This is a genomic window from Necropsobacter rosorum (genome assembly GCF_964241405.1).
GTDB classification, from domain to species: domain Bacteria; phylum Pseudomonadota; class Gammaproteobacteria; order Enterobacterales; family Pasteurellaceae; genus Necropsobacter; species Necropsobacter rosorum.
In genome coordinates, this window is the sequence record NZ_CAXSXF010000002.1 from 341,671 (window position 1) to 360,383 (window position 18,713).

Here is an 18,713-nt window from a genome sequence, read left to right on the forward strand (position 1 = left end):
TTCCGAAATGATAAATTAAACCTTACCCTAAATAGAACAATAGCCATAAAACCCGGTTTTTATCCGCAATGATAAAAACGACCGTTTTATGGCTAACTCCGAATTATTCTAACGTAGGAATCAATGCAACCAAATGGTCAACCGCTTTCTGCTCGTCTTCACCGGTTGCGGAAATAGTAATTACGGTACCCTGCGTTAAACCTAATGTCTGCAGTTTAAATAAACTCTTAGCACTTGCACTTTTACCTGCGGATGTCACTGTAACGTCGGAAGCGAATGCTTTCGCTTCTTTTACAAACTGAGCGGCAGGGCGTGTATGTAAACCATTTGGCGCGGTAATTTCAACATCTTTTGAGTACATAATCGTATCCTCTAAAATTTAGTAAATTCTAAGTATTAAAAGTTAATAACAGATTTAAACCACAAACCTATTAAATTCGGTTTAGTATTTATTTTATATTTAAAAATAAATCGTCGCGTAGTATCAGGCTAAGTAAGAGAATAATCAAGGTTAATAGCAATAAAATTTGAACTAAATCACAAAAAAACAGCAAAACTGTTTATTTTTCACCCCGATTTTAACTTTTATTTAACCGTTTCAGCTTGCGGAAAAATGTCGCTGTGATTTGGTTTCCGATAAACCGGCGAGCAGCCGATGATAATTCTCGAATCTGAGCGGATGAATTTTGCCCTGACGCACCGCTTCCCGCAGCGCGCAGCCCGGATCATCCAGATGTTTACAGTCTCTGAATTTGCAAGTGCCTAAAAAATATTGAAATTCACGGTATCCTTTGGTGATCTGTTCTCTGTCCAGATGCCACAAACCGAATTCACGGATGCCGGGCGAGTCGATCAACTCCCCACCCTGCGGCAAATGGTATAAGCGCGATGTCGTCGTGGTATGCTGCCCCAGACCGGAAATTTCGCTTACCGCGCCGGTCGGAATATCGATATCGGGTAAAATACCGTTGATCAAACTGGATTTACCCACGCCGGACTGCCCGACCAGCACGGATGTGCCGCTGGCGAAAAGTGCGGTCAGATTTTGCATATTTTCGCCGCTTTTTGCCGACACCATCATGGTTTGGTAGCCGATATCCCGATAAATGTTAAGCTGTTCCTGTACGGCGTTGCGCTGTGAATCGGACAGCAGATCCGCTTTATTTAACACAATAACGGCGGGAATGCCGGCGGTTTCGCAAATCACCAAATAACGGTCGATAATATTTAAGGATAACGCCGGCAGCACCGCCGAAACGATAATGATACGGTCGATATTCGCCGCAATCACCTTTAAACCATCGTAATAATCCGGCCGCGTAATTGCATTTTTGCGCGGGTGCACCGCCTCAATCACCCCGCTTATACCTTGCAGCTGCTGCGTGCCTTTGCGCCACACGACCTTATCGCCCACCACCAGACTCGACAACGTACGACGCAGATTGCAGCGGAAAACCGCGCCGTTTTCCGCCTCCACATCGGCATGTGCGGAATAACGCGTCACCACAATCCCCGCCTGCGATTCTCCCAGCATCTCATCCTGCCATTCAATCTCATGCGACGTTTTTTTCTGATGACGGCGCAGGGTTTTAGTATTATTCGATTGAATACGTCGCTGCTGGTTGCGGGTTAATTTACGTTTGCTCAAAGATAAATCCTTAAAGTGCGGTCGGTTTTCAGTTAGAATAGGAAAAATTTTGTATAGGATATCTTATATTATGCAATTAGATAAACAAAATCTTATTTGGATCGACTTGGAAATGACCGGGCTGGATCCCGCAAAAGAACGTATTATTGAAATCGCCACCATCGTCACGGACAAAAATCTTAACATTCTGGCGGAAGGCCCGGTGCTGGCCATTCATCAATCCGATGAACTGCTTGCCAACATGAGCGATTGGTGTACTAAAACGCATACGGCCAACGGATTGGTGGAACGGGTGAAAGCCAGCAAACTGAATGAACGCGGCGCAGAACTACGAACCCTTGATTTTCTGAAAAAATGGGTGCCGAAAGGAGTCTCGCCGATTTGCGGCAACAGCGTTGCACAGGATAAACGCTTTTTATTCAATTATATGCCCGAACTGGCAGACTATTTTCATTACCGCTATCTGGACGTCAGCACACTGAAAGAGCTGGCTTCCCGCTGGCAGCCGGACATATTGAAAGGGTTTGAAAAGAAAAATACCCACCTTGCTTTGGACGATATTCGCGAATCCATCGCCGAACTGGCTTATTATCGCAGTCACTTTATTCGCCCGGCCGATAAATAATTATGCAATCTGGCGAATAATCAGGCGGGCGTAATACTTTTTTTCCGATTACGCTTGCCAGAGGCAAATTTTTTCGTATAATACGCCCTACATTCAGCATGAATGACCAACATATCAATGCGGGAATAGCTCAGTTGGTAGAGCACGACCTTGCCAAGGTCGGGGTCGCGAGTTCGAGCCTCGTTTCCCGCTCCAATTTCACACAGGATAACAATCCGTTACGCGGGAATAGCTCAGTTGGTAGAGCACAACCTTGCCAAGGTTGGGGTCGCGAGTTCGAGCCTCGTTTCCCGCTCCAATTTCACACAGCATAGCAATTCGTTATGCGGGAATAGCTCAGTTGGTAGAGCACAACCTTCCCAAGGTTGGGGTCGCGAGTTCGAACCTCGTTTCCCGCTCCAATTTCATCACTTTGCGATAATTTTGATACCAATAACAACACCGTTTTGATACATCGTGCCGTAAAGATAAAATAAAGCGGACCGTTTGTCCGCTGTCAATTAAAGACTGACCATCCGCTGCGGACGGATAACATTGTGCGCATCCACCAGCGCAACGCCTAAAAAACGATTCTCATCGGAAAACAACCGCACTTGACCATAAAGCGCCGGCAGATTATCAAATTTTACCCGCTGCCCGAACCCGACCGCCCGGCTTTGTTCGGCGGTTAAACTCAATTTCGGCAAACGCCCGACCGCACTGTCCGGCGGCAGCAATAAGGCGTCCATGTCCGCCAGCGAGCCGGTTTGCGCGATCTGTTGCAGTTGCGCCAAGGTCAGCATAGCCTGTGGCGGATAATCCGCCACCGCTAAACGCCGCAGCATGGTGACATGCGCGCCGCAGCCCAGCGCCTGTCCCAGATCATCGATCAGAGTACGGATATAGGTGCCTTTGGAACAATGCACCTCCAGAGTGAGATAAGGCGCCTGATAGTCAATAAACCGCAGCTCGAAAATCGTAATCGGGCGAGCATCCCGCGCAACGGTAATGCCGGCGCGGGCATATTCATACAAGGGTTTGCCCTGATGCTTTAACGCGGAAAACATGGTCGGTACCTGCATAATTTCACCGCGAAACGGCGCAAGTGCGGTCAGAATTTGCGCGGTTTTTACCTCCACCGCCCGACGCTGAATAATCTGCCCGTCGGCATCGGAAGTATCGGTTCGTTCGCCCAGTTTTGCGGTGACGCGATAACGCTTATCCGAATCCAGCAAATATTGCGAAAACTTCGTTGCCTCGCCCAGACAAATCGGCAGCATGCCCGTCGCCAGCGGATCCAGCGCTCCGGTGTGCCCTGCTTTATTGGCCTGAAAAAGCTGCTTCACTTTCTGCATGATATGGTTGGAACTCATTCCCTGCGCTTTATCTAGCAAAAAGATACCGTGCACATCACGCCCTTGTTTACGCGGTTTACTCATCGTCACTCTTCTTTATGTTTTTTCTCATCGTCACGCACCACGTTGGTCACCAGATTCGACATGCGCATCCCTTCCACCAGCGAACGGTCATAAACAAAACGCAGTTCGGGCACAATGCGCAGGCGCATGGCTTTCGCCAGCAACGTGCGAATATACGGCGCGGCTTTATGCAGCCCCTGCATACCGTTTTCGATCGCACTTTCATCATGATCGAATAAGAAGGTCACGAATATTTTTGCATACGCCAAATCGCTGGATACCTCCACATCGGAGACCGTCACCATGCCGATACGCGGGTCTTTCACTTCGCGTTGTAAAATCAGCGCCACTTCTTTCTGTAATTCCTGTGCCACACGGTCACTGCGCTTAAATTCTCTGGCCATTTATACCCTCCTGAATAAGGCAGAGGCGAACAACTGTCCGCCTGAATAAAATTGATTGATGGGGGCGCAGCACACGCCCGGCATCACATTAAATAGAACGTTTCACTTCGACCACTTCAAACACTTCGATTTGGTCGCCGACTTTAACGTCATTATAGTTTTTCACCCCGATACCGCATTCCATACCGCTGCGCACTTCCGCGACATCGTCCTTAAAGCGGCGCAGAGATTCCAGTTCGCCTTCGAAAATCACCACGTTATCGCGTAATACACGAATCGGATTGTTACGTTTCACCACACCTTCGGTCACCATACAGCCGGCAATCGCACCGAATTTCGGATGGCGGAACACATCGCGGACTTCCGCCAGACCAATGATTTCCTGTTTAAATTCAGGCTGTAGCATTCCGCTCATCGCCGCTTTGATTTCGTTTAACAACTCGTAAATAATGGAGTAATAACGCAAATCGATATTTTCATTTTCGATGATACGGCGTGCGGAAGCATCGGCACGAACATTAAAGCCGACGATAATCGCATTGGAAGCCGCCGCTAAAGTGGCGTCGGTTTCGGTAATCCCGCCCACGCCGGAGCCGACCACATTGACTTTAACCTCATCGGTTGACAGCTCCTGTAACGACTGCACAATCGCTTCGACGGAACCCTGTACGTCCGCTTTGACAATGACATTCAGCTCGGCGACATCACCTTCTTCCATATTGCTGAACATATTTTCCAGCTTGGCTTTTTGCTGACGCGCCAGTTTCACATCGCGGAATTTACCCTGACGATACAACGCCACTTCGCGCGCTTTTTTCTCGTCACGCACGACGGTGGCTTCATCACCCGCCGCCGGCACCCCGGAAAGCCCCAGCACTTCCACCGGAATGGACGGGCCGGCGGAATCAATGTCTTTACCGTCTTCATCACGCATCGCGCGCACACGGCCGTATTCAAAGCCGCACAGCACAATATCGCCGCGGTGTAATGTTCCCGACTGCACCAGAATCGTCGCGACCGGGCCACGTCCTTTATCCAGATAGGATTCAATCACAACCCCGCTGGCCATGCCGTCTTTCACGGCGGTCAGTTCCAGCACTTCCGATTGTAATAAAATCGCATCCAGCAATTCATCGACGCCGATACCTTTTTTCGCCGACACATACACAAACTGCGTATCGCCGCCGAATTTTTCCGCGATCACTTCATGTTGCAGCAATTCCTGTTCGACCCGATCCGGGTTGGCTTCCGGCTTATCGATTTTATTTACCGCCACCACAATCGGCACGCCCGCCGCTTTGGCATGCTGAATCGCCTCAATCGTCTGCGGCATTACGCCGTCATCCGCCGCTACAACCAACACTACGATATCGGTGGCTTTGGCACCGCGCGCGCGCATGGAAGTAAACGCCGCATGTCCCGGCGTATCCAAAAAGGTAATCATCTTACCGTCTTCGGTTTCAACATGATAGGCACCGATATGCTGAGTAATACCGCCCGCTTCGCCGGCTGCCACTTTGGCTTTACGAATATAGTCAAGCAATGAAGTTTTACCGTGGTCAACGTGTCCCATAATGGTCACCACCGGCGCCCGCATCACTTTTTCCGCGTTCACATCACGGTCTTCCAGCACCGCTTCTTCCAGTTCGTTTTCTTTGCGCAGAATAACCTTATGCCCCATTTCTTCCGCCACCAACTGTGCGGTTTCCTGATCGATCACTTGGTTAATGGTCACCATTTCGCCCATCTTCATCATCGTTTTGATGATTTCGGTGGCTTTTACCGCCATTTTATTGGCCAGTTCGGCAACCGTAATGGTTTCGCCGATCACCACGTCACGATTGACCGGTGCGGCAGGTTTGGTAAAGCCTTGTTGCAACGAACTGCCTTTTTTACCGTGTTTGCCTTTGCCGCCTTTCACGCCGCGGGTATCTTTCTGATTGCGGCGGTTGGATTCGCGTTCGGTTTTGGTATTATCGTCCTCGCGTCCGCCTTTTTTCGCTTTGGCAACTTTATTCTTACCGCGGCCGCGCCCTTCGTTACGGCGCTCTTCCTCATTTTCCGCTTCCAGCGCATAGCTTGAAGTCAGATGATAATCGGCATATTCGTCCGTATTGTCGCCGCCGTTATGTTCATCCGTACTCTCGGCGTAACGTTTCGCTTCTTCCGCCGCCTTTCTCGCCTGTTCTTCCGCTTTCTGGCGAGCCAGCTCTTCGGCTTTACGGCGCAATTCGGCTTCTTCCGCTTTGCGTTTTTCTTTTTCCGCATCAAGCGGTTTATGTTCCGCTTTAAGTGCGGTGGTTTTTTCCGCCGTTTTTTTCTCCGCCGCCTGCGCCGCTTTCGCCTGCTGTGCTTTTTCCGCTTCCTGACGGGCTTTTTCTTCCGCTTCGCGTTGCGCTTTTTCCGCCGCGGCTTTTTTCTCGGCTTCTTCCTTAGCTTTCAGGCGCGCCTGCTCTTCCGCTTTTCTGGCCGCCTCGGTCTGCACCATGCGTTTTTTACGCACTTCGACCTGCACCTCTTTACTGCGCCCGCCGCTGGTCGTGCCGCTGACCGTAGTTTTGGTTCTGCGTTGCAGGCTCAGCTTTTTCGGGGCACCCGATAGTTTTATTTCATCTGTCATACTGTCATCACTCCTTATTGTTCGCTGAACCAGCAAATGTTACGCGCCGCCATAATTAAATCCGCCGCCTGCTGTGCGCTCAGATCGTCAATATCCGCTAAATCGTCCACGCCCTGTTCGGCAAGTTCCTCTAATGTGGTAATCTGTTTCGCCGCCAGTTTTAACGCGATTTGACGATTCATGCCGTCCAGATTCAATAATTTATCTTCAATATGCGCCTGTTTCAACGCTTCTTCTTCCGCCAGAGCCGCCGCCGTTAATGCGTTTTTCGCCCGGGTTTGCAGCTCTTCCACCAAATCCTCGTCTTCCAGCCCGTCAATCGCGGTCAGTTCGCTGACCGGCACATAAGCCAGTTCTTCCAGGGTAGAAAACCCTTCTTCCACTAAAATATGCGCGAATTCTTCATCAATTTCCAGCGTATCCATAAATAATTTCAACACTTTATTGTCTTCCGCCTGATGTTTGGCGTTTAATTCGTCGGTGGTCATGACATTCAGCGTCCAGCCGGTCAGCTGGGTAGCCAGCCGCACATTCTGTCCGTTGCGCCCGATGGCCTGCGCCAGATTCGCCGCATCCACCGCGATGTCCATGGAATGAGTATCTTCATCCACCACGATAGAGCTGACGTCCGCCGGCGCCATGGCGTTAATCACGAATTGTGCCGGATTATCGTCCCACAGCACAATATCCACCCGTTCGCCGCCGAGTTCATTGGTAATCGCCTGCACGCGCGCACCGCGCATTCCTACGCAGGCACCGACCGGGTCGATACGTTTATCGTTGCTTTTCACCGCAATTTTTGCCCGCGAACCCGGATCACGCGCTGCGCCTTTGATTTCAATCAATTCTTCACCGATTTCCGGCACCTCGATGCGGAACAGCTCGATAATCATTTCCGGTTTAGCCCGGGTGACAAACAACTGCGCGCCTTTGCTTTCCGGATTGACGTTATACAGCACGCCGCGGACGCGATCGCCCGGACGGAAATTCTCCCGCGGCAGCATATCTTCACGCAAAATCACCGCTTCGGCCTGCTGGCCCAAATCCAGAATAATGCTGTCGCGATTGACTTTTTTCACCGTGCCGGTCAGAATTTCGCCCTCATGGGAACGGAACTGCTCAACGATTTTATTACGTTCCGCCTCACGGATTTTGGTACTGATGACCTGACGCGCCGTTTGCATGGTGATACGGTCAAAGGCGACGGATTCAATCTGATCTTCCACATAATCGCCGATTTTGGCATTCGGATCTTCAAACTGTGCGGCCTCAAGGGTAATTTCCTTGGTCGGATTATTCACATGCTCAACCACCAGCCAGCGACGGAAGGTATCGAATTCGCCGGTTTTGGTGTTAATTACCACGCGCACATCGATTTCCTGTTCGTATTTCTTTTTGGTGGAAAGGGCAATCGCACTTTCCAGCGCTTCAAAAATCTTTTCGCGCGGCAACAGTTTTTCATTTGATACGGCTTCGGCCGCCAATAAAATTTCTTTACTCATGGTGTTATTTTCCCCTGTATAAAATTAGAACTTAGGCACAATATTGGCTTTCTGAATATTACCGAATACGAAAACCTGCGGCTGGCCGTCAACGCTGAGGGTCAGCATATCGTTTTCGATTTTTTCCAGCTTACCCTGCCATTTACGGCGATCTGCCTGCGGAATACGCAGCTGCACGGCAATATCCTGCCCGATAAAACGCTGATACTGCGCCAAGGTAAACAACGGGCGATCCAATCCCGGCGACGACACTTCAAGATTGTATTTATCCGCAATCGGATCTTCCACATCCAGCACCGCGCTGACCTGACGGCTGACATCGGCACAATCGTCCACGGTCACGCCGCCGTCTTTATCAATATACAAACGCACGGTTAAAAAACGTCCGTTGCGTTGACATTCAATGCCCCAAAGCTCACAGCCTAAATCCTCTACCGAACTTTGCAGCAATTGCTGTAACTTTTCTTCTAACGTGGCCAAATCAACCTCCTGATCTGAAAGCAAGACATAAAAAAAGGGCGTTCAGCCCAGTCCTACATCTAAATTGCTCGTACAAAAAAACCCCAAACTTGGGGTTCCTTTACTGAACTTGTTGTAAAGTGGTTGCGGGGGCCGGATTTGAACCGACGGCCTTCGGGTTATGAGCCCGACGAGCTACCAAGCTGCTCCACCCCGCGTCCGAAAATATGGAGCGCATTATACGGGGTTTATGCGCCGATAGCAAGTTTTTGTTATAAAAAACACGGATTTTTCCCGATATAAGGCTGATAACTCCCTAAAAACAACAGAAAAAACCACCGCACTTGCGTATCTCGCCCGCCTTTTATCCGGCGGGATTTCAGCGCTTAGAAACTAATCCCGCTGCCAATACCGATGCCCGCACCGACGCCGTTGCTGCCGCCGCCGACACCGAATCCGCCGCCCACCGAACAGGCGCCGAGCATAACAATACACAGCACGATAATCATTTTTTTCATTTTATTGCCTCCTGATGCGCCAGTTTACGCATGGTTTCAAACAACCGGTAAATGGCGATTAAATCCGTTTTCGCCACCGCACTGAACGGTCGCAAAATAGTATATAACCCGCGGTATCGATGTACGGTCGCAAAAGTCGCCCGTTTAATCTGCGGCTCACAATCCTCAAAATAGCGTTCGAGCAAGGTCAACATCCGTTCATCGGATAAACCGGCCGTTCGCCCCAGACTGTGAATAAAAATCAGATTATCGCGCACTTTACGGCGTATTAACACCTTATCCGAATCCGTTTTTACCCAGCCGGATTCAAAATCAATGAAACTCACCCGGCCGTTATCCCACAACATATCGCGCAATGCCGGACGCCCATGCACCAGCCCTTGACGGTGTAACTGCGCCAATGCGCGCGCACCGTCATCCAGCATTTGATCCTTCAGCGCCTGCGGGACGGTTTCATCATTCAGCGCGGAACCGATGGATCGCCCGCTGTCGCGCAGCACAAAAAAATCCTCACCGCACAATACCATTTCCGGCACCGGCGCCCGGTGTTCGGCAAAATAGCGCAGCGCCGCAATTTCCTGCCGGAACGCTTTGCGGGGATACGGTTTCAGTACGCGCCAAATGCCCCTCACCTGCTCCGGCTGTTTCAGCCAGAAAGCCTTGCCCTCGTAGCTGAAAGGCAGGATTCTCTTTCCGTGATATTTCTGTAATAATTGTCGAACATAATGTTCGAAAGCCTGTTGTTCAGAAGTTAACATATCGCCTGTCCATAAAAAGTGCGGTATAAAATTCATGTGTTTTGCCGTTCGCATCGACAAGATTTTGCGTTGATTTCACCGAGCCTGCGCACGTCACCCAAATAATCCTAAGGAGAGTTTATGCGTTATAAAGCCGTTATTGTCGTCGCGCTGTGCCTATACAGCCTGTTTATTCCCGTCGCCCATGGGTTTCTTGCGCCGTTTGCCGTCACCGAAACGCAGATCAACGATTATCTGGCACAAAAAGCCAATATCCGCGATCAATTTCGCTTCCCGGGCCTGTTTTCCATTGATTATCAATTACAGGATTTAACCGCCCGCATCGGACAGCACGCAGAAAAGCGGGTGGAAATCGACGGCAGTATGCACGGCGTATTTAAACTGCAAGACAAACAGTTCGCCGCCAAGCTCAACCTGACCTTTGATACCGTGCCCTACTACGATGCGCAAAAAAGCGCCGTTTATCTGAAAGAGGTGCGTATTCTGCGCTGGTCGGGATCGCCGCAAGCTTATATGGAACAACTGCAAGCCGTTATGCCGTTGCTGAGCGGCAATCTCGCCGCCCTGCTCAACCATATTCCGGTCTACACCTTGGATCCAAACAATGCGCGCGACGCCCTGATTAAAAAATTCGCCAAGGAAATTCGGGTCGAGCCGGGAAAACTGATACTGGATACCGGTATTCTGTAATCCGAATCCGTCCCGGCTTGCAGAACGGCCGCAAACATCAACGGCTTAAAAACAAGGCTGCCGCACCGCGTACGCCGCTTGAATCGCCATAAATCGCTTTTTTAATCACCGGTACGGAAGCGCCGCGCATCAACTGTCCCGGCAGAATGTTCGGCAACGCCTGATATAAATAATCGAAATTGGATAAACCGCCGCCGAAGACAATCAGATCCGGATCGAACACTACCGCCAGATCGCCGATGCAAATCGCCATCAGTTCAACAAACATCTCAACAAATTGCACGGCTTTTTTATCACCGGCATAAAAACGTTCGATAATTTCCTTGGCGGACAACGCCTCACCCTGCAAATCGCGATACAGAAATTCAAAACCGCGGCCGGATAAATAGGTATCCAGACAAGCCTGATTGCCGCAGCCGCACTGATAAATCGGTGCGTTGTCCCAGCCGAGTAATTTCAAGGCCTGATAATTTAATGCGATATGCCCGACTTCGCCCGCCATACCGCTTTGACCGGAATGGGCTTTGCCGTTAATAATCAGACCGCCGCCGAAACCGGTGCCGATAATAAATCCCATCACCGAATTGTATTGCTGATTTTCCTCCGCCCAGGCTTCCGACAGCGCAAGGCAATTGGCATCGTTTTCCGCCCGCACTTCACGTCCGAGCCGTTCGGCCAAATCGGTCAGAATCGGTTTTTTATCCGCCGCACGGATATTACTGATTGACGCGATGCCGGTTTTCGGATTGACGAATCCCGGAATACCCAGCCCCACCGAACCGCGGCAGCCGAAGCGCTGATCGGCGCGGTTTACCAGATCTTCAATGGTATCCAGCCATTGCCGATAATCCTCTTTCGGTGTCGGCACACGTTCGGTGTATTGTTTTTCCAGTTTCTCATTAAATACGGCAAGCTCGATTTTCGTTCCGCCGATATCAAAGCCATATAGCATGTTAACCTCCCTGCTTATTTATTCGAAAATCCGTGTATTTTAACCGCACTTTCCTCGCGTTTCTTTGCGGAAGATCGCCTTTTTCGCTAAAAAGCCGAACAGCAGACAATGCACCAGCCATGCGGTTATCACCGACACAAACAAATCGATCGGATAATGCATGCCCAGACGTAAGCGGCTTATCAGCATCAATAGCGCCCAAATCGCGATAATGCCGGTTAAAATGTGCATTTTTACTGACTTTTCGCCCAGCAGCCGACCGAACCCTACCGCCAGCATTAGCCAGGCTGCGGCAAACAGTGTATGCCCGGAAGGGAAAGAATAGCCGGTTTCATGCATGCGGTGACGCACTAGCCAGTCCGGCGTCTGCGGTTTATCCGCATAATAAAAAGACACCAGCTGCTCCCGTTGCGCCGGTGTCTGATCATAAAAATAATCGGTGGTTATCTCCGATTGTTCCGCCAATGCGCTGATAAAAGGGCGCGGTTCGGCAAACAACAGTTTCAGCCCGCTTTTCATTCCCTGCGTCAGCGCAATAGCGCAGGCCATAATCGCAATGACCCGAACCGCTTGTTTTTTATTCGGAATCAGCCAGAAATACAAGCCGGCAAATACGGCGCAGGTCAGCAACGCATAAGGCGAACTGCCGGTTTCCGTCAGCCAGTAAAGGGCATGATCCGGCGTGCCGAGGTTCGCATCGCCCTGCCAGTGCCAGCCGCTTACCCACGCAAAAAAAGGTACCATAAGTAATAATAAAGTATATAATGACAGCCGTTTTAACATTTTAATAACCATCTCGGATTGTAAAAAGAACGTATTCTAACATCATTAAAAGAAAAAAGGATAAGGATTTAACTATGTCAAAAATTCAGCGTGTGACTGAAGCCAACCTGCCGACCGAATTCGGGTTGTTCCGCATCGTCGGCTTTGAATTTCCGGACAGCAAAAAAGAACATGTAGCGCTGGTGATGGGCGATATCAGCGATCAAAACGTGCCGGTGTTAGCCCGCATCCATTCCGAATGTTTAACCGGCGATGCGCTGCACAGCTTAAAATGCGACTGCGGTTTTCAGCTTGCCACCGCATTGCGTCAAATCAGTGAAGAAGGCCGCGGCGTGCTGATTTATCACCGCGAAGAAGGGCGCGGTATCGGGCTGATTAATAAAATCCGCGCTTATGCGTTGCAGGATCAGGGCATGGATACCATTGAAGCCAATCTGGCGCTGGGTTTCGCCGCGGATGAACGCAACTTTGCCGTCTGCGCCGATATTTTCGACCTGCTCGGCGTCAAACAGGTGCGTCTGCTGACCAATAATCCGAACAAAATCGAAACCATGAAAAAAGCCGGCATCAATGTGGTCGAACGGGTGCCGCTGAACGTCGGCGAAAACCGTTACAACACCGAATATCTGGACACCAAAGCGAAAAAAATGGGGCATTTTATCGTCCATAACAATCAAAAACACCTGCTGACCTGCCCGCACTGTCAGGAAGAAATTCCGCCAAAATGACCGCACTTTCGGGACGCTCGTCCGACGTCCCGACACAGCATCTACCAGTTGAAATAATCCATAAAATTCCTGCTTTTTGCGCAAAAAACGCATAAAATACACGCCGTAATTGCACCCCGACAAAAATCTTGTTAAAGTGCGGTAAAATTTTGTGCCGAATGATGATTAGGAAAAACACATGAGCCAAGAATATTTAGATTTCGAATTACCGATTGCCGAACTGGAAGCTAAAATCGAATCGCTCCGTTCAGTGACTCAGCAAGACGATAAAATCAATCTGGATGATGAAATCGCCCGCCTGCAGAAAAAAAGCGCGGAACTGACGCAAAAAACCTTCGCCAATCTGGACGCCTGGCAAGTCTCACGCATGGCACGCCATCCGAACCGTCCGCACACGCTGGATTATATCCGCCATATTTTTACCGAATTTGAAGAACTCGCCGGAGATCGCGCCTTTGCCGACGATAAAGCGATCGTCGGCGGATTAGCCCGTCTGGACGGCAGAGCGGTGATGGTAATCGGCCATCAGAAAGGCCGCAGCGTAAAAGAAAAAGTGATGCGCAATTTCGGCATGCCGGCGCCGGAAGGCTACCGCAAAGCCCTGCGTTTAATGCAAATGGCGGAACGTTTCCATTTGCCGATTATTACCTTTATCGACACGCCGGGAGCCTACCCGGGCGTCGGTGCCGAAGAGCGCGGACAGTCGGAAGCCATCGCCCGCAATCTGCGTGAAATGTCAACCCTGAAAGTGCCGGTGATCTGTACGGTTATCGGCGAAGGCGGTTCCGGCGGCGCACTGGCGATCGGTGTCGGCGATAAAGTCAATATGCTGCAATACAGCACCTATTCCGTCATTTCACCGGAAGGCTGCGCGTCGATTTTATGGAAAAGCGCGGACAAAGCCTCCACCGCGGCGGAAGTGATGGGCTTAACCGCACCGCGTTTAAAACAGTTAAAACTGATCGACAATATCGTACAGGAACCGCTCGGCGGCGCACACCGCAATTACGACGAAATCGCGCACAATCTGAAACAGCGTTTACTCACCGATCTGGCAGAACTTGACCTATTGGATCAGGAAACCCTGCTGGATCGCCGTTATCAACGCCTGATGGGCTACGGCTACTGCTAAACGGCGGTTTAATCTTCTCACGGGACGGTATATCGCCGTCCCTGATATTCTGTTAATCATCCGGAAACTCTCAATATCATGAAAAATATTCTTTCCATTCAATCTCATGTGGTGTACGGCTATGCCGGCAACAAATCGGCGACCTTTCCTATGCAACTGCTCGGCATTGATGTCTGGGCGCTGAATACGGTGCAATTTTCCAATCATACCCAATACGGTCAATGGACCGGCATGGTGGTGCCGAAAGAGCAAATCGGCGAAATCGTGCGCGGTATTGACGCCATCGGCGAACTGCATCCGTGCGATGCGGTCGTATCGGGCTATATTGGCTCTGCCGAACAGGTGGAAGAAATCATTAATGCGCTGCATCAAATCAAACAAAAAAATCCGCGCGTGCTGTATCTTTGCGACCCGGTGATGGGACACCCGGATAAGGGCTGCATCGTCGCGGACGGCGTAAAAGAAGGGCTGATTAATCTGGCCATGGCAGAGGCGGATATTATGACGCCGAATCTGGTGGAACTGCGCGAACTCAGCGGACTTCCGGTAGAAAACTTTGCGCAGGCCATTGCGGCGGTGCAAGCGATTCTGCGCAAAGGGCCGCAAAAAGTGCTGGTTAAACATTTAAGCAAGGTCGGTCAGGATCCGAACCGGTTTGAAATGTTGCTGGCCACGCCGGCGGGCATCTGGCATATCGCCCGTCCGCTGCATCCGTTTGCCAAAGAACCGGTCGGCGTGGGCGATTTAACCGCCGGCCTGTTTATCGCCAATCTGCTGAACGGCAAATCCGACATCGAAGCCTTTGAACACACCGCAAATGCCGTGAACGATGTGATGGCGATAACTCACCAGCACGGCGCCTACGAGCTGCAAATCATTGCCGCCCGCGATCGGATCGTCAACCCGATCAGCAATTATCGTGCGGTAAAAATCGCCTAAACGCTGTCGGCGCAAACGCGCCGTCAGCCTTCCGGAGCTGACAAATGCCACTGTTTGACCGATTCCGCCGCCAGCTTGCCGAGCATCTGCCGGCGCAAACCGACTTTCTGCTCAGCTTCAGCGGCGGGCTGGATTCTACCGCGCTGCTCGGATTATTCGCCGAACTGCGCGAAAAACAACCGCACTTTACGCTGCGCGCCATTCATATTCATCACGGTTTAAGCCCCCATGCCGATCACTGGGTACGGCACTGCCAAAGTATTTGCCGTCGGCTGGCGATTCCGCTGATTATCGAAAAAGTCAGCGTCGATACCCGCGACGGCATTGAAGCCGGCGCCCGCCAAGCCCGCTACGGCGCGATAAAACGGCATCTGCGCAACAACGAAATCCTCGTCACCGCCCATCACCGGCAGGATCAGACGGAAACCTTTTTGCTCGCCCTCAAACGCGGCAGCGGCCCGGCGGGGCTCAGCGCCATGGCGGTAAAAAGTGCGGTCGATAATCTGCCGATTTTTCGCCCGCTGCTGCCTTTCAGCCGCGCGGAACTGGAACATTATGTGCGCGCAGTCAATCTGCCGTGGATTGAAGATGAAAGCAATGCGGATAACCAATATGATCGCAATTTCCTGCGCAATCAAATTCTGCCGTCGCTGCGCCGCCGCTGGCCGCATTTTGACCGCGCGGTACAGCGTTCCGCACGGCATTGTGCCGAACAGCAACAGCTTATCCACGATTTACTGACGGAAAGTTTCCAGCAAAACTATCGCGAATCCGACCGCACTTTTGACCTCAGCCGTTTTCCGCATTATAGCGCGTTGCAGCAAAACGCCCTGCTGCGTCGCTGGCTGGCGGAACTCGGTTGTAACATGCCTTCCGTGGTGCAGCTGGAGCAACTGATTCGCGATGTCATTTTCGCCCGCGCGGATCGCAACCCGCAGTTTCACTGGCAAAATCAGGTTATCCGCCGTTATCAGAAGCGGCTTTATGTGACGGCGAATTTTGCCGATCTCAGCGCAATCCGCCTCAATATTCAACCAAATCAGACCATCACTCTGCCTGATAATCTCGGCACTTTGCGGCTGTGCGAAACTCACGACGGCTTACTGGCCGAATGGGCACATCACCGCCAGCCACTGCCCGCCACCGATTTGCCGATTCAAATCCGTTTCGCCTATGCCGGTAAAGTGCGCACCCGCAACGGCATTCATCAGGATATTAAAAAATTATGGCAACAGGCCAACGTCCCGGTCTGGCAACGCCGCCGGATTCCGCTGATTTTCTACGGCGAACAGTTTAAAAGTGCGGTAGGTTTTTTTACCGATTACGCAGAACCGTCGATAAAAACGGGGCGTTAATCCGCCCCGGTAACAATTCATAAACGGCCTAATCAGAAATAATAGCCTACGTTGAGTTTAAAATTCCGTCCGCTGCCGGCCATTAAACTGAATGCCGGTAAATATTTTTTATCCAGCAGATTTTCAATCGCAAAATCCAGCCGTAAGTTGTGCCATTCGCCACTAAGCGGTGCGTAGCTTGCGGTGAAATCCAGCAACGTATAACCGCCATACTGCAAACCGTGTTCGGCAGGGACGCGATGCTGTTTGGCATAATGGGTAACACGCGCGCCCAGATTAAATTTCTGTTTCACCAATTCATAATCGGTCGCGAAAGTGAACTTATCCGCCGCAATATTGGAAAGCGGCTGATGAGTGTTTTTGTCTTTACCGCGTGTCTGCGCATAGCCCAATGCCAGCGACAGGCGTTCGTATTGATACTGACTTTCCAGCTCGAAACCGCGTAACCGGGCATTTTCCACATTCCGGTATTGCGAACGATCCGGCAGCAAAATCGCATTGGAATTCGGATCGGATTTATATACCACCAAATTAATAAAATCTTTTACATCATTCTGGAAATAGGTCGCGCGGAATGTCAGCCGGTCGCGGTTATACCATACATTATCAAAATGGAAATCGGCGCTGATTTCTTTATTTTCAGCCGTTTCCGGTTTCAGGTTCGGGTTCGCGACAAATAGATTGCCCAGATCACGACCGCGCGAACTCATACCGAAATGCGCCCCGCTGACAAAACGTTCCTGCATAGAGGGCGCACGATACGCCTCGCTGTATTTCGCCGTAATATCCAGCCAGTCGGCGGCGTGCCAGGTCAGCGCCAGCGCCGGCGACCAGTGATGGTCACGGTATGTCTGATGTTGCCGGCCGCCCTGCGTATTATAGCGATCATAGCGCAGCCCGGGCGACAGCACCCAGCGTTCGCTTAATTGAATATGGCTTAATACATAGGCGCCGAATACCTTGCTGTCCGCCGTATATGAATCGGCCCGGAACTTACCGTCGGTTTGATTGCTTTCGCGCTGCGAATCCAGTTTATCCCGATAATAATCCGCGCCATAGGTCAGGCTGATCCCGGCCAGTTCACTGCTGTTGCGAATATTCAATCCCGTGGTATGCAATTCGGTTTTATCCCGCAAGCCGCTTTGCACGCGCTGTTCCTTTTCCTCCGTGCGATTATGATATAAGGTAAACTGCATATTCAGATACGGATTATGTTCCGGGTTGAGATAATAATTCAGCGCCGAGCTTTGATCCGTCACTTGCTGGCGGCTTAAATAATTCACGCTGCCGAGGCGGGTATGCACGTTTTCCGCATAGAATTTGCGGATGTCCTCCAGGCTGCAACCGCCGCAATTACGGTGAAAATTGCCGATTTCATTAATCACGTCCTGATCGGTAAATTCCGTCGCCGTTTCGTTATTGGAATTGGCGGTTTGTTTGCTGACCGAGCCGCGATGGGACAATTCCAGACGCTGCGCCTCATTAATCTGCCAGCCGAATTTCGCCAAACCGCCTTTCTGCATTAAGCCGCTGTGTGCGATCTTCTCCCCGCCGCCGACCCGTAGGTCATTGGAATCGTTATAAAATCCCTGTAACAGCCAATCGAAAGTGCGGTCGGCGCCGAATACCGCCACTGACGAAGAAGACAATTGATTGGCGGACTGATACCCCTGCTGAATCTGCGCGCCGATAGTATCGCCGTTTTTCAGCAAATCCAAGGCATTGGCAGTACGCATCGCCACCACGCCGCCTAATGCGCCGCTTCCCCATAATGTGCTGGACGGCCCTTTCACCACTTCCACTTCCTGCAATAAAGAGGCGGGCACAAAATAGGCGCCGCGGTGCGCCAGATCAAAATTCTGTCGAACTCCGTCAATGATTTGCACCACCCGGTTCCCGCCCAGCCCGCGGATCATCGGCTTTTGTGCCAACGCACGGGAACCGCCCTGAATATCCACATTGGGCAGATATTTCAGGCTGTCCGCCACACTGGTCGGCTGTTGGCGCCGCAGCGCTTCTTGCTCAAGGGTTTGCGTATTGTTGGCATAGACGGCATACGCGGACGGGTCGCGCAATGCCAGAACGGAAATTTCATCAAGTGCGGTCGGTTTTTGCGAAGTTTCCGACGCATAAACCGCACAAGGCAGCATCACGCCACAAAAAAGCGAAGTATAAATGTTAGACAGTTTCACATGATATTCCT

Annotated in this window: 18 protein-coding genes and 4 tRNA genes; 9 read left to right on the plus strand and 13 right to left on the minus strand. The window is 51.0% G+C overall.

Annotated features, from left to right (window positions below):
• Positions 1-103: 103 nt before the first annotated feature.
• Positions 104-361 carry a phosphocarrier protein Hpr gene (gene ptsH, locus ACESOH_RS05580; RefSeq protein WP_032092865.1) on the minus strand — a complete coding sequence of 86 codons (258 nt, stop codon included), beginning with the start codon at positions 359-361 and terminating at the stop codon, positions 104-106.
• Between the two features lie 237 nt (positions 362-598).
• Positions 599-1,648, minus strand: coding sequence for a small ribosomal subunit biogenesis GTPase RsgA (gene rsgA / locus ACESOH_RS05585; RefSeq protein WP_373100259.1), 1,050 nt, complete (start codon positions 1,646-1,648; stop codon positions 599-601).
• 70 nt (positions 1,649-1,718) lie between these two features.
• Here rsgA and orn point away from each other — a divergent pair, with 70 nt between their 5' ends.
• The 4 genes from orn to ACESOH_RS05605 all read left to right on the plus strand — a co-directional run bounded on the left by orn (position 1,719) and on the right by ACESOH_RS05605 (position 2,674).
• Positions 1,719-2,273, plus strand: coding sequence for an oligoribonuclease (gene orn, locus ACESOH_RS05590; protein WP_373100261.1), 555 nt, complete (start codon positions 1,719-1,721; stop codon positions 2,271-2,273).
• 119 nt (positions 2,274-2,392) lie between these two features.
• A tRNA-Gly gene (locus ACESOH_RS05595) sits at positions 2,393-2,468 on the plus strand.
• Positions 2,469-2,495: 27 nt separating this feature from the next.
• A tRNA-Gly gene (locus ACESOH_RS05600) sits at positions 2,496-2,571 on the plus strand.
• A gap of 27 nt (positions 2,572-2,598) precedes the next feature.
• Positions 2,599-2,674: transfer RNA gene (locus tag ACESOH_RS05605), tRNA-Gly, on the plus strand.
• 99 nt (positions 2,675-2,773) lie between these two features.
• Here the strand turns inward: ACESOH_RS05605 and truB are convergent.
• The 8 genes from truB to ACESOH_RS05645 all read right to left on the minus strand — a co-directional run bounded on the left by truB (position 2,774) and on the right by ACESOH_RS05645 (position 9,931).
• Positions 2,774-3,691 carry a tRNA pseudouridine(55) synthase TruB gene (gene truB / locus ACESOH_RS05610; RefSeq protein WP_373100263.1) on the minus strand — a complete coding sequence of 306 codons (918 nt, stop codon included), beginning with the start codon at positions 3,689-3,691 and terminating at the stop codon, positions 2,774-2,776.
• A gap of 2 nt (positions 3,692-3,693) precedes the next feature.
• Positions 3,694-4,074, minus strand: coding sequence for a 30S ribosome-binding factor RbfA (rbfA, locus tag ACESOH_RS05615; RefSeq protein WP_032092869.1), 381 nt, complete (start codon positions 4,072-4,074; stop codon positions 3,694-3,696).
• 88 nt (positions 4,075-4,162) lie between these two features.
• Positions 4,163-6,694: a translation initiation factor IF-2 gene (gene infB, locus ACESOH_RS05620; RefSeq protein WP_373100265.1), complete on the minus strand. Its 2,532-nt coding sequence runs from the start codon at positions 6,692-6,694 to the stop codon at positions 4,163-4,165.
• Between the two features lie 14 nt (positions 6,695-6,708).
• Positions 6,709-8,196 (minus strand): transcription termination factor NusA, encoded by a 1,488-nt coding sequence (gene nusA, locus ACESOH_RS05625; protein ID WP_032092871.1) that lies wholly within the window; start codon positions 8,194-8,196, stop codon positions 6,709-6,711.
• A 24-nt stretch (positions 8,197-8,220) separates the two neighbouring features.
• Complete coding sequence (gene rimP, locus ACESOH_RS05630) at positions 8,221-8,676, minus strand: ribosome maturation factor RimP (RefSeq protein ID WP_032092872.1); 456 nt, start codon at positions 8,674-8,676, stop codon at positions 8,221-8,223.
• 120 nt (positions 8,677-8,796) lie between these two features.
• Positions 8,797-8,873, minus strand: a tRNA-Met gene (locus ACESOH_RS05635).
• A 168-nt stretch (positions 8,874-9,041) separates the two neighbouring features.
• Positions 9,042-9,173, minus strand: a complete 132-nt coding sequence (locus tag ACESOH_RS05640) for a hypothetical protein (protein ID WP_373100436.1) — start codon at positions 9,171-9,173, stop codon at positions 9,042-9,044.
• Entirely contained in the window at positions 9,170-9,931 is a 762-nt protein-coding gene (locus ACESOH_RS05645) for a BUD32 family EKC/KEOPS complex subunit (protein WP_373100267.1), read from the minus strand. Before ACESOH_RS05645 ends, ACESOH_RS05640 begins: the two co-directional genes overlap by 4 nt.
• Positions 9,932-10,051: 120 nt before the next feature.
• Between ACESOH_RS05645 and ACESOH_RS05650 the strand changes: the two genes are divergently transcribed.
• A complete protein-coding gene (locus ACESOH_RS05650) occupies positions 10,052-10,621 on the plus strand; it encodes a YceB family lipoprotein (protein WP_373100269.1) in 570 nt (189 codons plus the stop codon).
• A 37-nt stretch (positions 10,622-10,658) separates the two neighbouring features.
• Here the strand turns inward: ACESOH_RS05650 and nagK are convergent, their stop codons facing one another.
• Complete coding sequence (nagK, locus tag ACESOH_RS05655; protein WP_032092874.1) at positions 10,659-11,573, minus strand: N-acetylglucosamine kinase; 915 nt, start codon at positions 11,571-11,573, stop codon at positions 10,659-10,661.
• A 39-nt stretch (positions 11,574-11,612) separates the two neighbouring features.
• A complete protein-coding gene (locus ACESOH_RS05660) occupies positions 11,613-12,368 on the minus strand; it encodes a phosphatase PAP2 family protein (protein WP_373100271.1) in 756 nt (251 codons plus the stop codon).
• 62 nt (positions 12,369-12,430) lie between these two features.
• Between ACESOH_RS05660 and ribA the strand changes: the two genes are divergently transcribed.
• From ribA to tilS, 4 genes are all read left to right on the plus strand, one after another.
• Entirely contained in the window at positions 12,431-13,084 is a 654-nt protein-coding gene (gene ribA, locus ACESOH_RS05665) for a GTP cyclohydrolase II (protein ID WP_032092875.1), read from the plus strand.
• A 178-nt stretch (positions 13,085-13,262) separates the two neighbouring features.
• Positions 13,263-14,216: an acetyl-CoA carboxylase carboxyl transferase subunit alpha gene (gene accA / locus ACESOH_RS05670; protein WP_373100274.1), complete on the plus strand. Its 954-nt coding sequence runs from the start codon at positions 13,263-13,265 to the stop codon at positions 14,214-14,216.
• A gap of 78 nt (positions 14,217-14,294) precedes the next feature.
• The gene (gene pdxY, locus ACESOH_RS05675; protein WP_373100276.1) at positions 14,295-15,155 is read left to right on the plus strand and encodes a pyridoxal kinase PdxY; all 861 of its coding nucleotides are present in this window, start codon (positions 14,295-14,297) and stop codon (positions 15,153-15,155) included.
• A gap of 44 nt (positions 15,156-15,199) precedes the next feature.
• On the plus strand, positions 15,200-16,510 hold the full coding sequence (gene tilS, locus ACESOH_RS05680; RefSeq protein WP_373100278.1) for a tRNA lysidine(34) synthetase TilS: 1,311 nt from the start codon (positions 15,200-15,202) through the stop codon (positions 16,508-16,510).
• Between the two features lie 32 nt (positions 16,511-16,542).
• On the opposite strand, the gene ACESOH_RS05685 is transcribed toward tilS, so the two are convergent.
• The gene (locus ACESOH_RS05685; protein ID WP_373100280.1) at positions 16,543-18,702 is read right to left on the minus strand and encodes a TonB-dependent hemoglobin/transferrin/lactoferrin family receptor; all 2,160 of its coding nucleotides are present in this window, start codon (positions 18,700-18,702) and stop codon (positions 16,543-16,545) included.
• Positions 18,703-18,713: the final 11 nt, after the last annotated feature.

Excerpts from the sequence above, each read along its gene's own strand:
- ptsH (WP_032092865.1), bottom strand. The coding sequence starts at position 361 with ATGTACTCAAAAGATGTTGAAATTACCGCGCCAAATGGTTTACATACA.
- orn (WP_373100261.1), top strand. The coding sequence starts at position 1,719 with ATGCAATTAGATAAACAAAATCTTATTTGGATCGACTTGGAAATGACC.
- truB (WP_373100263.1), bottom strand. The coding sequence starts at position 3,691 with ATGAGTAAACCGCGTAAACAAGGGCGTGATGTGCACGGTATCTTTTTG.
- rbfA (WP_032092869.1), bottom strand. The coding sequence starts at position 4,074 with ATGGCCAGAGAATTTAAGCGCAGTGACCGTGTGGCACAGGAATTACAG.
- infB (WP_373100265.1), bottom strand. The coding sequence starts at position 6,694 with ATGACAGATGAAATAAAACTATCGGGTGCCCCGAAAAAGCTGAGCCTG.
- nusA (WP_032092871.1), bottom strand. The coding sequence starts at position 8,196 with ATGAGTAAAGAAATTTTATTGGCGGCCGAAGCCGTATCAAATGAAAAA.
- ACESOH_RS05640 (WP_373100436.1), bottom strand. The coding sequence starts at position 9,173 with ATGAAAAAAATGATTATCGTGCTGTGTATTGTTATGCTCGGCGCCTGT.
- ACESOH_RS05645 (WP_373100267.1), bottom strand. The coding sequence starts at position 9,931 with ATGTTAACTTCTGAACAACAGGCTTTCGAACATTATGTTCGACAATTA.
- ACESOH_RS05650 (WP_373100269.1), top strand. The coding sequence starts at position 10,052 with ATGCGTTATAAAGCCGTTATTGTCGTCGCGCTGTGCCTATACAGCCTG.
- nagK (WP_032092874.1), bottom strand. The coding sequence starts at position 11,573 with ATGCTATATGGCTTTGATATCGGCGGAACGAAAATCGAGCTTGCCGTA.
- ACESOH_RS05660 (WP_373100271.1), bottom strand. The coding sequence starts at position 12,368 with ATGGTTATTAAAATGTTAAAACGGCTGTCATTATATACTTTATTATTA.
- ribA (WP_032092875.1), top strand. The coding sequence starts at position 12,431 with ATGTCAAAAATTCAGCGTGTGACTGAAGCCAACCTGCCGACCGAATTC.
- accA (WP_373100274.1), top strand. The coding sequence starts at position 13,263 with ATGAGCCAAGAATATTTAGATTTCGAATTACCGATTGCCGAACTGGAA.
- pdxY (WP_373100276.1), top strand. The coding sequence starts at position 14,295 with ATGAAAAATATTCTTTCCATTCAATCTCATGTGGTGTACGGCTATGCC.
- tilS (WP_373100278.1), top strand. The coding sequence starts at position 15,200 with ATGCCACTGTTTGACCGATTCCGCCGCCAGCTTGCCGAGCATCTGCCG.